This window comes from Wolbachia endosymbiont (group A) of Myopa testacea, from assembly GCF_964027115.1.
In the GTDB taxonomy this organism is placed as follows: Bacteria; Pseudomonadota; Alphaproteobacteria; order Rickettsiales; family Anaplasmataceae; genus Wolbachia.
In genome coordinates this window covers 631,494-644,881 of sequence record NZ_OZ034729.1, presented here as the reverse complement: position 1 = coordinate 644,881, position 13,388 = coordinate 631,494, and the positions used below count along the sequence as shown (strand labels likewise).

Genomic DNA, 13,388 nt, shown 5'->3' with positions numbered 1-13,388 from the left:
TGAGAGGAGAAATATATGGCAAAAAAATCTATGATAGAAAGAAATCTTCGCAGAATAAAGCTGTGCGATCAATATAAAGAAAAAAGAGAGAAATTGAAATCTATAATAAATAATAAGAATTTGTCTATTGTAGAAAGGTTTACAGCTCAAAATAAATTAATTAAAAAATTGCCTAGAAATTCTTCTAAAACCAAAATTAGAAATAGGTGTGCTTTAACTGGGAGACCAAGAGGAGTATATAGAAAATTTGGTTTATGTAGAATTGTTTTGCGTGATTTATGTTCTTTTGGGCAAGTTCCAGGAGTTACAAAGTCTAGTTGGTAAATATAATATAAGGAGTATATTGTGGCGTTATCTGATAGTATTGGTGATTTTTTAACAAGGATACGTAATGCTCAATTGGCAATGCATAGAACAACAAGAGTGTTGTTTTCTAAAGTGAATTCTTCTATACTGAAGATTTTAAAAGATGAAGGGTATATCCTTGATTATGAAAAGCAAGTTGTAGATAATTTACCTTCTTTCATTGTAAAATTGAAGTATTATGAGAAGTCACCTGTAATTAGTGACATAGTTAGGGTGTCAAAGCCTGGTTGTCGTTGTTATTCTAAGTATAAGGACATTTCTAAAGCATATAATGGTCTTGGTATTTTTATTATATCGACACCCAAAGGAGTGATGACTGATTATAATGCACATAAGTTAAAGATTGGTGGAGAAGTTTTGTGTCGTGTGTTTTAAATAATAGGAGAAATTCATGTCTCGTATAGGTGCTGCTCCTATCAATATTCCTGCTGGTATTTCAGTTGAATATAATAATGGTAGGATGTTAATAAAGAGTGCTAAGGCTGAAAAAGAGCTTAGCTTAATCAGTGATGTTGTATGCCGGATTGTTGATAATCAGCTACTCCTTTCTGTGGATCAAGATAAAGATGATTATGATGAAATAAAGCCTATGTGGGGCACTTATAGGAGTAATATTAATAATATTATTAACGGCATGGTTGATGGTTTTTCTGTTAATCTTGAGATTAATGGTGTTGGATATAAGGCAGAGTGTGATGGTAAGTATTTGACTTTGTATCTTGGTTATAGCCATAATGTTAAATATAAAGTGCCTAAAGATGTTGAGATTAAGTGCATAAAGCCAACTCACTTAGTAGTTAGTGGTATGGATAAGCAAAAAGTCTATATGGTGGCATCTGATATATGCAGGATTAGGAAGTACGATCCTTATAAAGGTAAGGGTATTGTAATAAAGGGTAAATTTATGTTGCGTAAAGTTGTAAGTAAAAAGAAGTAATTAAGATGAGAAGGTTATATAATTTTTTAAGTAACTATGAAAAAAGGAAGTTGCGTAATAGAGCGAAGCTTGACAAGAGCGCTGAACGCTTGCGTATATCCATATTTAAATCTAATAGGCATTTTTATGTCCAGTTAATTAATGATGTAAAAGGAGTAACTCTCACTTCAGCTTCTACTTTGGATGCTAAAATTAAGGATGTATGTAAAGGAAAAGTCAATGCTGAAACTATAAAACAGGTTTCTTCTTTAATGATTGAGCGCTTATCTGGTCTGAAATTAGAACAAAAGCTAGTATTTGATCGTGGAGCGTATAAATATACAGGATTAGTTTCTCAATTTGCTGAGGCTTTAAGAAGTTCTGGATTTGAGTTTTAGAAGGTTTTGAATATGGTTATAAAGGATTTACAAAATAATAATGATTTATCAGAGCTTTTAGTTTCGGTACGAAGAGTAACAACGGTTACCAAAGGTGGCAGAAGATTTTCATTTTCAATTTTGGTTGTTGTTGGCGATGGGAAGGGTAGGGTAGGATGTGGAATAGGTAAGCACGCAGAAGTTTCTGAAGCAAGAGTCAAAGCTGTAAATGCTGCAAAGAAATCGATGATTAGAGTGTACTTGCGTGAAGGTAGAACTTTGCATCATGATATTAAAGCTAAATTTTGTTCTGGTGAGATAGTTTTAAGAACCGCAAGAGCCGGAACAGGTATTATTGCTGGTGGAGCGATTAGATCAGTTTTTGAGGTGTTAGGTATAAAGGATGTGGTAGCTAAATCCACTAGATCAAATAATCCTCATAATGTTATATGTGCGGTATTTAAGGCTTTTGATAGTATGTTATCTCCTCGTCAGGTAGCAAGCAAAAGAGGCAAAAAGATTAGCGAGATAGTTGGAAACAGGTAAAGTATGAATAATGCTGTAAAATTAAACTCTATATTTACTAAGTTATCTAAGAAAAAGAAGCCTAAGTTGCTGGGTAGAGGTATCGGTTGTGGTAAAGGTAAAACATCCGGTAGAGGGCATAAAGGGCAAAAGGCTAGAAGTGGGGTTTCCATAAATGGTTTTGAGGGTGGACAACAATCTATATACACTCGTTTGCCTAAAAGAGGTTTTAAGCCTATACGTAGGAACATATATTCTATAATTAATGTTGGCGATATACAGCACTTAATGGAAGCTAAAAAAATAGTAAAAGACTCTGTTATAGATAAGGAGAGGCTGTATAGATTAGGTTTTATAAAGTCTATTAAGGATAAAATTAAACTTCTTAATAAAGGTAAGTTGAGCGAAAAATTTGTGTTTCATGTTGATTTTGCGTCAGAAGCTGCAAAAAAATCTGTAGCTTCAGTTGGTGGTAGTGTGGAAATACTATCGTAAATCATGGGCAATAAATCCGCATTTAATAGCTTGGATCCTACGTTGTTATATAAAGGCGATTTATTAAAACGTATATTTTTTACGCTAATAGCTTTAATTTGCTATCGCTTGGGTACTTATGTGCCTATTCCTGGAATTAATCTTGATGTAATTAATGATATATTTCCCAAAGAGGGCTCAGGTGTTTTTGGAGTATTTAATTTATTTTCTGGTGGTGCATTGGCTAGAATGACAATTCTAGCATTGAACGTTATGCCATATATAATGGCTTCTATCATTATTCAGTTGCTTTCTTCTGCGATTAAAGGAATGAAGGAAGTTAAGAATGATGGAGAGTCAGGCCGTAGAAAGATGAATTCTTATATACGCTACCTGACCATAGTAATTTGTGTATTTCAATCAATTCCAATTTTGGTTGGATTGGAAGGGATGAATAGGGAAGGGGTATTGGTTGTAATCGAACCTGGTGTTATGTTTCGTACAATAGGTGTTTTCAGCCTTTTAGGTGGAACTATGCTTTTAATATGGCTTGGTGAACGAATCAGTGCTAGCGGTATAGGCAATGGTATCTCATTAATCATTTTCACGGGCATAATATCAGAGTTACACAGCGCTTTGTCATCTCTGTTAACGTTAAATAAAAACGGTAGCGTATCGTTATTTATTATCCTTTTTGTTTTGGTATTGTTTTTTTTGCTGCTAGTCTTAGTCATTTTTGTAGAGTCTTCTTATAGAAAAGTTATTGTTCAACATCCTAAAAAGCAATTTAAAAGATTACATAATGACGATTTTACTTATATTCCATTGAAGATTAATTTATCTGGTGTAGTACCAACCATTTTTGCTAATGCAATTTTATTGACACCTATTTCAATTGCAAATTTCTATAAGGGGCACGCTTTTTCTGATTTTATTTTAAATTACTTTATGGCAAATAAAGTAGTATATATTGTAGCCTATTTGGTGCTGATAGTATTTTTTAATTTTTTCTATACCAATTTTATATTTAATCCAGAGGAAAACGCAGATTTTCTTAAAAAAAATGGTGGTTTTATACCTGGTAGAAGGCCTGGGAAACATACTTCTGATTATCTTCAAGATATAGTTTTTAAGTTGACATTCATTGGCTCTGCGTATTTGGTAGTCATATGTACTGTACCTGAAGTTATGAGATATTATTATAATATACCATTTATTTTTGGTGGGACGAGTTTACTGATTATAGTGAACGTTATTACTGATACTATTATGCAAATACAATCTTATATTTTTTCGAATAGGTACGATAGCTGGATAAAGAAATATGAGTCTAAAACGAGGAAAGTAAGATGATCATTACGATTTTTGGTCCTCCAGGTTCTGGTAAAGGTACTCAGTCAAGCTTGTTAATAGCAAAATATAATTTAAAATTAATTTCAGTGGGGGATTTATTAAGGAATATTATATCTGATGGCAGTGAGTTAGGTAAAAAAATAAAGGGTACCGTGGAATCTGGTAATTTAATTCAAGATGAAATTATATGTGGATTATTGCATGACCAGCTTGCATTAATGGATTATAGTTGCTTATTAGATGGTTTTCCGAGAAATTTAAACCAGGCTCATTTTTTGACTCAAGTTTTGCAAGAAAAATATAATAGGGATGTTGATATTGTAATTGAACTGCAGCTTGACGATAATATTGCAATCGATAGATTAAAAAATCGTCTCGCGTGTTTGGACTGTAAAAGCATATATAGTGTATCTTCTTTTAAGAATACTACTTGTGCTAAATGTAAAAGTACGAGGTTAGAGAAAAGAATTGATGATGCTGATATGTCTGCAATTAATAAGAGAATAAGTGAATATCACCTTCAAATGAAAGGTTTACGCGAGTATTATAAAGGCAAATTATTAACAATTGACGCTAATTTGAGTGTTGATGAGGTAACGCAAGAGATTGAAAGTAAAATTTCTTGTAATTTGGTTTGACTCTGAGTTGTTTTATGGTATAAATTAAGAGTTGTTATTAATAAAGTATCGAGGTACCAGTGGCACGTATTGCAGGCATAAATATTCCAGTGAGGAAATGTGTTCCTTTTGCATTAACTTATATATATGGTATAGGTATTGCTACTGCGAATGTAATTTGTCACGCTTGTGAAGTTGATAAGCGCAAACGTGTTTCAGAATTACGAGATGAAGATATAGAAAAGATCAGCAGTTTCATTAGACAAAATTATGTTATAGAAGGTGAGCTCAGAAAAGAAGTGGCTATGAACATAAAATCTTTAGTGGAAATGGGATGCTATAGAGGAGTGAGACATAGAAAAGGTTTACCTTTGAGAGGGCAAAGGACTCATACTAATGCTAAGACTCGTAAAGGTAGATCTCGGTTGCCTATTGCTGGGAAAAAATAAAATTTATTATTATTGTGAGTTTTAATGAAAAAAGTCAAAACGGTTGGTAAGAGTACAAAGGAGTTTATTACTGGTGTTGTTCATATTCGTGCAACTTTTAATAATACTTTTGTAAATGTAACTGATGTTCATGGTAATACGCTATGTCAAACTTCTGTGGGTGCATGTGGTTTTTTAGGTTCGAGAAAATCCACACCTTATGCTGCAGGTAAGGCTGCGGAGACTGCTGCGAAGAATGCAATGGAGAGATTTGGTATGAAGGTTGTCTCTGTAATAATTCGTGGTCCTGGCTTTGGTACCGAAGCTGCGGTTAAAGCACTTCAGAGCTGTGGGTTGACTGTGACTTCAATTGCAGATAAAACCGCAATTCCTCATAATGGGTGCAGGTTAAGAAAAAAAAGAAGAGTATAAGATATTTGAAAAGGTTGTTTTATGTATTATAATAATAATGTTTCTCTCTGTAGCAATTTAGATAAATTGATTAAACCTAGTTCAGTTAAGGTAATATCAGATGATTCAAGTGAAAAAAGTGATATAGTCCTAGAACCGTTGGAAAGTGGTTTTGCTTTAACATTAGGTAATGCATTAAGACGTGTAATGTTATCTTCTCTTAAAGGTAGTGCTGTTTATGGAATAAAAATTGAAGGTGTAACTCATGAGTTTACTTCAATTCAAGGGGTAAGAGAAGACGTAACTGATATAGTATTAAATATGGGCATGTTGAGGTGTAAATTAAATGGTGCTTCTAATAAATGCTTAAATTTAAACGCTAAAGGGCCTTGCCAGGTATTAGCTGGGATGATAGAAACTGATGATCAATGCTCTATTGTTAATAAAGATTTGTTAATATGTACGCTGGGGCAAAATGTAGAGCTTAACATGACCATATATGTGGCTAGCGGAAAAGGTTATCTTCCTGTAACTAAGTATAAAGAAAATGAACTTTTGAAGCTTATGAGTGAACAGGATCTAATTGGTTTTATTCCAGTTAATGCTTTGTATAGCCCTGTCAACAGGGTTTCGTACAGGGTAGAGAATAGTCGTGTTGGCCAAGTGACTGATAAGGATAAGCTGATATTGTCAATTGAAACTGATGGTACAATCTCTCCAAGTCAAGCTGTTGACTCTGCTGCAAGAATATTACAGGAGCAACTTCAGCCCTTTATTAGTTCTGATGTAAGTTATAAAAAATCGCAGGTTTCTTCGTCTAGTGGTGCTAAAGATTTGGGTTATGACCCTGTCTTATTGTGTAAGGTAGATGAAATGGAATTATCTGTCAGGTCTCATAACTGTCTGAAAAACGAAAACATCACTTATATAGGTGATCTTGTGCAAAAGACAGAAGGTGAAATGTTAAGAACTGCTAATTTTGGCAGGAAGTCTTTGAATGAGATTAAGGCAGTTTTGGCTAATTTTGGCTTGTCTTTGGGTATGAATGTGCTAAACTGGCCGCCTAAGGATATAGATGAGTTGGCTAAACAACATACTGATGAAGATTAGGTGATATATGAAACATGGAATAAAAAAACGTAAACTATCTCGTTGCACTGAACATAGATTATCGACGTTAAAGAATCTATCTATCTCATTAATTAACCATGAGCAGATTGTAACTACTTTACCAAAAGCTAAGGAACTTCGTCCATATGTCGAAAAGTTTATTACAATTGCTAAGAATAAGAATACTTTACATGGTAGAAGACTTTTGCTTTCACGCCTTCATAATAGTAAGTTAGCAGTTGATAAGTTATTAAACGTCTTAGCCAGCCGTTATCAAGATCGTAAAGGTGGGTATTCTAGAATAATAAAATTTAGCACTCGAAAGGGTGATTGCGCTTCAATGGCAGTGATAGAACTGGTTAATAGGGATATTGCAGCAAGAGGTAAGATTTATAGTAAAAATAGAGAAGGAGGTAAAGTAGTTACACAAAGTTAATTGTTATCATAATTGTTCTTCTTATGGTAAGGAGGTTACGCTACTTTGTAGGTTACTTTGGCGAGTTGTTAGTTTTGGTATATTTAAAGATGAAATGGTATAATGTTATAAAACGCCGTTACCGTTGTAAGTTCGGTGAAATTGACTTAATTGTATCTAAAAAAAAGGAGCTGATTTTTATAGAAGTTAAAACAAGTTTACTTGGAAAAGAAATACCAATATCTCATCTTCAATGTCAGTCTATTATAAATTCTTCTAAGTATTTCTTAAGTACAAACCTTAGTTTTTTAGATTATTCAGTCAGATATGATTTATGTTTTCTTTCCTTAAAGAGAGGATCTGTTTATATAAAAAATGCTTGGATTGAAGAATGGAAGGTTTGTAGCTGAATTAATTTAGATTTACTGGATTTAATATGAAAAAGACCCAATACAATAATTTAGTTTCATCTTACGCTAGAGTGCTATTTCATGTCTCAGGAAGCAGGTTAGGTATTATAAGGAAAGAAGTAGAATTTTTATTGGCTTTTTTTAAGGATCAACGTGATGTTTTTGTGTACCTATCTCATCCTATGATTTCTTTTGCACACAAAAAAGAAGTGATGCTTTCTATAAATGAGCACTTGAGTGAAAATTTAGTAAAATTTATTATGGTTATATTTGCAAACAAACGCTCTAGTTTATTGATCCTTATATTAGAAAAATTCTTAAGTCTTGCAAAAGAAAATGAAAATGAATTCGAAATTACTATAAAGTCAGCAGAAGCTTTAAAGGAATCTGATATAAAAATAATTACTGAATCTTTGAGCTTTCTTGGTAAAATAATAAAAGTAAGCAATGTGGTTGACCCTTCTATACTAGGTGGCTTCGTAGTTAGGTATGGTTTTAATTTGATCGATGCTTCGCTAAAAAGTTACTTAGATAGGTTAGTTGACTTAAGTAAAATGGAAATATTAAAAGTAAGGAATTTTGTATGAAGAACAGTATGAATGTTTCTGAGATAGCAAGTGTAATAAGGGAAAAAGTTGAGACGTTTGATAATCCTATAAAGCGGGAAAATATAGGTGAAGTAATTTCAGTAACAGATGGTATCGCATTGGTTTATGGGCTGGAAAAAGCAAAATTCGGTGAAAAGGTATTTTTTGCAAGCGGTGTAGAAGGAATAGTTCTTGATTTAGATCATGATACGGCTGGAATAGTTGTGCTTGGTAATGACCGTGATGTGAAAGAAGGGGACGTTGTAAAATGTAGTGGTGATGTTGTGCATGTGCCTATAGGGCATGAATTGTTAGGGAGAGTTGTAAATGCGTTGGGCCATCCTATAGACGAAGGTGGGGAAATTAGAGCCAAAAACAGAATGGATATAGAATCTAAAGCGCCAGGCATTATTGATCGTAAGTCTGTGCATGAGCCACTGCAAACAGGAATTAAAATTATAGATTTGCTAATTCCAATAGGTAGAGGGCAGCGTGAATTAATTATTGGCGATAGACAAATTGGTAAAACTACTATTGCGCTTGATACTATTATCAATCAGAAGAAGATTAACGATGAGGCAAACGAAAATCAAAAAATTTACTGTGTTTATGTTGCTATTGGACAAAAAATTTCAACAGTAGCAAAAGTGGTAAATAAGCTGAAAGAAAGCGGAGCATTAGAGTATACAACTGTAGTTGTGGCTAGTGCATCTGACTGCGCGCCTATGCAATTTTTAGCACCTTATGCTGGTTGCACTATTGGGGAATTTTTCCGTGACAATGGAATGCATTGTTTGATTGTATATGATGATTTATCTAAGCATGCTGTGGCATATAGGCAGATGTCTTTATTACTCAGACGTCCTCCTGGTCGTGAAGCTTACCCTGGAGATATATTCTATGTACATTCTCGCTTGCTTGAAAGAGCTGCTAAAATGTCTGATAAAAAAGGGCAGGGGTCTTTAACTGCTTTGCCGATTGTCGAAACTCAAGCTGGTGATGTATCTGCATATGTGCCAACAAATGTTATTTCAATTACCGATGGGCAGATCTTTCTTGAGTCTGAATTATTTTATAAAGGATTTCGACCTGCAGTAAATATAGGTTTGTCAGTTTCACGGGTTGGTTCTGCTGCACAACTAAAGTCTGTGAAGAAAGTTGCTAGTTCTATAAAGCTAAGCTTAGCTCAATATAGAGAATTAGAAGATTTTGCAAAATTTGGTTCTGATCTTGATGCTAGTGTTCAATTATCCTTGAATAAGGGTAAATATCTTGTCGAGTTATTAAAGCAAAAACAACATTTACCTATGTCAATAGAAGAGCAAGTAGTGCTGATGTATATTTTTTCTAACCTATATAATCAGTTAAGTAAAATACAAATAAGTTACATTAATAAATTTGAACATGATCTTATTAATTATTTTCATACTGTACACCCTGGGGTTTTAAAAAAGTTGTCAAATGACATGAGTAATGATATAAAAGGTGATATTTTTAACATTGTGAGTAATTTCGTTACTCAATTTAATTGCGTTTAGGTGGTGATTATGGCTTCATCCATTATTAATAAATTTCCTATGATGAGGGAAGGTTTTGAGAATATGCAAGCCGAACTTGAAAAATTAAAGGAAGAAAAACCTTCTGTGATACAGGCTATTTCTGATGCTCGTGATCAAGGTGATTTGTCTGAAAATGCAGAGTATCATGCAGCACGGGAAAGGTTAGGTTTTATTGAAGGCCGTATAATGGAGATAGAAAGTAAGCTCTCACATGCGGAAGTAATAGAAGTAAAAAATTTGTCTGGTGATTCAGTAATGTTTGGTGCAACTGTGACATTAAGCATGTTAAGTGATAATAACGGTGAAGTGGAATATGTTTATAAGGTTGTAGGCGAATATGAAGCTGATGTTTCAAAGCAGTTAATATCTACTAGTTCACCACTCGGGAGTGCCTTAATCGGCAAAAAAGTCGGTGAGTATGTGGAAGTGACAGTGCCAAATGGAGAGAAATTGTATAAAATAGTTAAGATTGAATTTAAGTAAATTATTATGGTACAGGCCACTTATGCTTCAATGAGTCTACCCGGTATTTCTTCTGTGGAAGATGTATTAGAGGATGCTCGTTCCGGTAAATTATTCATTTTAGTTGATGATGAAAGTAGAGAGAATGAAGGTGATTTGGTTGTCTTAGCTGAAAAAGTAAAACCAGAACATATAGCTTTTATGGTTAGGTACGGTACAGGGGTTGTGTGCTTAGCAATGACTAAATTTCACATGAAGAGGTTGGGCCTTAATTTCATGGAAAAGAAAAATATTTGTGAAAATCATACCGCATTTACTACATCAATTGATGCACGTTATGGCATTACAACCGGTGTTTCAGCAGAGGATAGAACGAAAACTATACATGCTGCTATCAACAAGGATGGCACTCAGGATGACATCATAACTCCAGGTCATGTTTTTCCTGTAATTGCACATAAAGGTGGGGTGGCACAACGTGCTGGTCATACTGAAGCGAGTGTTGAAATGGCAAAGTTAGTAGGGTTTGATCATTCAGCAGTTATTTGTGAATTAGTGAATGATGATGGCTCTATGATGCGCTTACCTCAGTTACTTAAATTTGCTGAACAACATAAAATTAAGTTAACTACCATAGACAAACTTATCAGTTACGTTAAAAAATTAAACTAGCGTTTATAAATTTATATAATTTAAGTGTTAAAATATAGAATTCCTATAAATTATACAAGCACAGAATTTCCATGTTTAGAATTGCTAAGTTTTTGACCTTATTGTTCTTTTTTGCATATTATAATAATGCTTACTCTATTAACATTATTAGAGATAGTGAAGTGGAAGCAATAGTGAAAGAGCTAGCGCAACCTTTATTTTTCGCTGCAAACATTGATAGTGACCGAATGAAAGTTTTTATAATTAATGATAATTCGATTAATGCTTTTGTAATTAACAACAACAGTATCTTCATTCATTTAGGACTTTTGCAATACTCGGCTAAACCTTATGTCCTGCTTGGTATATTAGCACATGAGATTGCTCACATATCTGCTGGTCATATATTGCAAATGAGTAATGCTATGGGTTATTTTCAATCGATAGCAATGATTAGTTATATGGTAGGATTAGTTTCTAGTATTATCATTAACCCTCAGGTTGCTGGTGCAATTTTGCTTAGTGGTGTAGCACTCAGTTCAAGGATATTTTTTAACTATTCTCAAGAGCAAGAAAGTGTAGCAGATAGCTATGCTTTAAGGTACCTTGATGAATCTGGCTATGATAATTCAGGTATGAAAGAGATTTTTGATTATTTTAAAAGTATTGAGCATGAGAACACCGAGGAATATTTCCGCACTCACCCACTTAGTGAGAAACGCATATTTACTGTACAAAATTATAAGGTCAAAAACAACGTAAAACCAATTTTTGCGGATAAGTTACTAAAGTTTGAGCGTGTGGTTGCAAAGCTAGACTCTTTCTTTGCTCCTATTCATGTGTTATCTAATAAATATGAAAATAATTCTGAGTATGTAAATGCTATAGTTTGCTATAGGCAAGGAAAGATAGAAGAGGCTATTGCTAAAGTTAATTCATTGATTCAAGAGTCACGCAATGACCTATACCTATATGAATTAAAAGCAGAAATGCTATACAAGGCCGGAAATTTAAGTGAAGCAATAAAAATGTATGAGGAATCGCTTAGGTATTTATCTGAGAAAAACAGTTATTTAGTGAAACTTGCATTATCTCATACTTTATTATTACACGGTGATGCAAAAAAGGCGATTTTTTACCTGGAGCAGATTTTGAATGTAGAACCAAATAACGCTTTTGTCTGGAAATATTTAAGCATTGCATATAAATGTGAAGCTGATACGGCAATGCATTATTTTGCCTTGACAAAAAAGGCTTGTATTGAAGGTGATTTAAAGCAATTTACAAAATATGCTGAGCTAGCTGTTAAAACTCTACCAAAAGATAGTCCTTATTTGTTGCAAGTTGAAGATATGAAGCGATTTAATGGATAACAAAAAAGTATTTCTGCACTTTTATGGGTTATTTTCCACACTTTTCCAACATAGCTTTTGCTTCATCACTTACGTTGGGCATAATTTTCGTTATGATAGTTTTAGCGCCAAAAAATACACCACAGAACATGCCTAGAGCAAAGAGGGCTGGCCACGGCATCCTGCCAAATATTGCAAGCAAAGCTGCACCAATTATTACTACCGTCATAAGTGGACCGCCTATTCCCCAAACGTAACCAATAATATTGCATATTACTTTAGTTGTGTCATCCATATCAGGATCAGTGGTAGCTGCATAACCTGAGAAAGAGAAAAGTAATACTACACAAAAAACACTAAAAAATCTTTTTATTATAGAGCTCATTTTCTTGCCTTTAAATAACAAATTAACGCAAACGCAAACCTACACATATTTTTATTTTAAAGTAAAAATTATAATTTGTCTATACATAAGTGTTGCTACATAAATAACCCACCATTAATGTTAAGCACATGCCCTGTTATATATTTTGCTTCATCACTTGCTAAAAATAAGACCCCTGCTGCTATTTCTTCCCCTGTTCCCATTCTTTTCATTGGAATATTATCTAATATTTTTCCCTTTTGTCCTTCATTTAAAACTTCAGTCATTTTAGTATCTATAAACCCAGGAGCAATACAATTTACTGTTATATTACGACTTGCAACTTCTTTTGCTATAGATTTGCTCATGGCTATTATTCCAGCTTTAGACGCTGCATAATTTGCTTGCCCGGCGTTTCCTGTCAGCCCTATTATTGAGGAAATATTTATAATTCTTCCCCAATTATTCTTAATTAGTCTCTTACATGCTTCTCTACTCAGCTTAAATGTAGAGCTCAAGTTAATATCAATTACTTTTTGCCATGCTTCATCTGTCATTCTCAATAATAAACTGTCTCGCGTAATGCCCGCATTGCATATAAGCCCGTCAAAGCCTTCCATCAACTCACTTGCTCTATTTACTAGTTGATTTACTTTCTCAGCATTTGATAAGTCACAAGGTAGTATGTGCATATTTTTTTCATATTGTTTAGCAACTTCTTCGAGCACTTCTTTTTTTGTGCCAGAAATACATAAAGTTGCTCCGGCTTTGTACATAATTTTTACAATTGCTTGCCCTATTCCTCCTGATGCGCCAGTGATCAGGAACTTTCTACTTTCCAATCTAAACATAATAACTTTATATTATCTTAATTCCTAACAGAATATCGACTGGTTGGCAATAGATTTCTTACATAATATAAGTAACTCAGATATTCACAAAATAAAGGAAAAGTTATAATAAAGTTAAACGTCAAAAAATTTTAAAAACATAGTTGATGCAGGAATTGTT

The 13,388-nt window shown here is 33.6% G+C and carries 20 protein-coding genes; 18 read left to right on the top strand and 2 right to left on the bottom strand.

Annotation, left to right across the window (positions count from 1 at the left end; genetic code table 11):
• Window positions 1-15: 15 nt before the first annotated feature.
• The 18 genes from rpsN (at window position 16) to AAGD91_RS03130 (ending at window position 12,034) form a co-directional block, all read left to right on the top strand.
• The gene (rpsN, locus tag AAGD91_RS03215) at window positions 16-324 is read left to right on the top strand and encodes a 30S ribosomal protein S14 (RefSeq protein WP_064124653.1); all 309 of its coding nucleotides are present in this window, start codon (window positions 16-18) and stop codon (window positions 322-324) included.
• Window positions 325-345: 21 nt separating this feature from the next.
• Complete coding sequence (gene rpsH / locus AAGD91_RS03210; protein ID WP_187296901.1) at window positions 346-741, top strand: 30S ribosomal protein S8; 396 nt, start codon at window positions 346-348, stop codon at window positions 739-741.
• A gap of 16 nt (window positions 742-757) precedes the next feature.
• Window positions 758-1,303, top strand: coding sequence for a 50S ribosomal protein L6 (rplF, locus tag AAGD91_RS03205; protein ID WP_253309084.1), 546 nt, complete (start codon window positions 758-760; stop codon window positions 1,301-1,303).
• A gap of 5 nt (window positions 1,304-1,308) precedes the next feature.
• Entirely contained in the window at window positions 1,309-1,680 is a 372-nt protein-coding gene (rplR, locus tag AAGD91_RS03200) for a 50S ribosomal protein L18 (protein ID WP_250294835.1), read from the top strand.
• 12 nt (window positions 1,681-1,692) lie between these two features.
• Window positions 1,693-2,205, top strand: a complete 513-nt coding sequence (gene rpsE, locus AAGD91_RS03195; protein ID WP_341820585.1) for a 30S ribosomal protein S5 — start codon at window positions 1,693-1,695, stop codon at window positions 2,203-2,205.
• Window positions 2,206-2,208: 3 nt separating this feature from the next.
• Window positions 2,209-2,679, top strand: a complete 471-nt coding sequence (gene rplO / locus AAGD91_RS03190) for a 50S ribosomal protein L15 (protein ID WP_341820584.1) — start codon at window positions 2,209-2,211, stop codon at window positions 2,677-2,679.
• A 3-nt stretch (window positions 2,680-2,682) separates the two neighbouring features.
• Window positions 2,683-4,011 carry a preprotein translocase subunit SecY gene (gene secY / locus AAGD91_RS03185; protein WP_341820583.1) on the top strand — a complete coding sequence of 443 codons (1,329 nt, stop codon included), beginning with the start codon at window positions 2,683-2,685 and terminating at the stop codon, window positions 4,009-4,011.
• On the top strand, window positions 4,008-4,649 hold the full coding sequence (locus tag AAGD91_RS03180; RefSeq protein ID WP_341820582.1) for a nucleoside monophosphate kinase: 642 nt from the start codon (window positions 4,008-4,010) through the stop codon (window positions 4,647-4,649). Before secY ends, AAGD91_RS03180 begins: the two co-directional genes overlap by 4 nt.
• A 59-nt stretch (window positions 4,650-4,708) precedes the next feature.
• On the top strand, window positions 4,709-5,077 hold the full coding sequence (rpsM, locus tag AAGD91_RS03175; RefSeq protein ID WP_341820581.1) for a 30S ribosomal protein S13: 369 nt from the start codon (window positions 4,709-4,711) through the stop codon (window positions 5,075-5,077).
• A 24-nt stretch (window positions 5,078-5,101) separates the two neighbouring features.
• Window positions 5,102-5,488, top strand: a complete 387-nt coding sequence (gene rpsK / locus AAGD91_RS03170; protein WP_341820580.1) for a 30S ribosomal protein S11 — start codon at window positions 5,102-5,104, stop codon at window positions 5,486-5,488.
• Window positions 5,489-5,509: 21 nt separating this feature from the next.
• Window positions 5,510-6,577, top strand: coding sequence for a DNA-directed RNA polymerase subunit alpha (locus AAGD91_RS03165; RefSeq protein ID WP_341820579.1), 1,068 nt, complete (start codon window positions 5,510-5,512; stop codon window positions 6,575-6,577).
• A gap of 7 nt (window positions 6,578-6,584) precedes the next feature.
• Complete coding sequence (gene rplQ / locus AAGD91_RS03160; RefSeq protein ID WP_341820578.1) at window positions 6,585-7,013, top strand: 50S ribosomal protein L17; 429 nt, start codon at window positions 6,585-6,587, stop codon at window positions 7,011-7,013.
• 23 nt (window positions 7,014-7,036) lie between these two features.
• A complete protein-coding gene (locus AAGD91_RS03155) occupies window positions 7,037-7,402 on the top strand; it encodes a YraN family protein (RefSeq protein WP_341820577.1) in 366 nt (121 codons plus the stop codon).
• A gap of 26 nt (window positions 7,403-7,428) precedes the next feature.
• Window positions 7,429-7,989 carry an ATP synthase F1 subunit delta gene (atpH, locus tag AAGD91_RS03150; protein ID WP_253309075.1) on the top strand — a complete coding sequence of 187 codons (561 nt, stop codon included), beginning with the start codon at window positions 7,429-7,431 and terminating at the stop codon, window positions 7,987-7,989.
• Complete coding sequence (atpA, locus tag AAGD91_RS03145; protein ID WP_341820576.1) at window positions 7,986-9,527, top strand: F0F1 ATP synthase subunit alpha; 1,542 nt, start codon at window positions 7,986-7,988, stop codon at window positions 9,525-9,527. The genes atpH and atpA overlap by 4 nt, the downstream gene beginning before the upstream one ends.
• A gap of 9 nt (window positions 9,528-9,536) precedes the next feature.
• Window positions 9,537-10,031 carry a transcription elongation factor GreA gene (gene greA, locus AAGD91_RS03140; RefSeq protein WP_341820575.1) on the top strand — a complete coding sequence of 165 codons (495 nt, stop codon included), beginning with the start codon at window positions 9,537-9,539 and terminating at the stop codon, window positions 10,029-10,031.
• Window positions 10,032-10,037: 6 nt separating this feature from the next.
• A complete protein-coding gene (gene ribB / locus AAGD91_RS03135; RefSeq protein ID WP_341820574.1) occupies window positions 10,038-10,682 on the top strand; it encodes a 3,4-dihydroxy-2-butanone-4-phosphate synthase in 645 nt (214 codons plus the stop codon).
• 71 nt (window positions 10,683-10,753) lie between these two features.
• Window positions 10,754-12,034: a M48 family metalloprotease gene (locus AAGD91_RS03130; protein WP_341820573.1), complete on the top strand. Its 1,281-nt coding sequence runs from the start codon at window positions 10,754-10,756 to the stop codon at window positions 12,032-12,034.
• 28 nt (window positions 12,035-12,062) lie between these two features.
• Here the strand turns inward: AAGD91_RS03130 and AAGD91_RS03125 are convergent, their stop codons facing one another.
• On the bottom strand, window positions 12,063-12,398 hold the full coding sequence (locus AAGD91_RS03125; protein WP_253309072.1) for a TrbC/VirB2 family protein: 336 nt from the start codon (window positions 12,396-12,398) through the stop codon (window positions 12,063-12,065).
• Window positions 12,399-12,493: 95 nt separating this feature from the next.
• A complete protein-coding gene (fabG, locus tag AAGD91_RS03120; protein ID WP_341820572.1) occupies window positions 12,494-13,228 on the bottom strand; it encodes a 3-oxoacyl-[acyl-carrier-protein] reductase in 735 nt (244 codons plus the stop codon).
• Window positions 13,229-13,388: the final 160 nt, after the last annotated feature.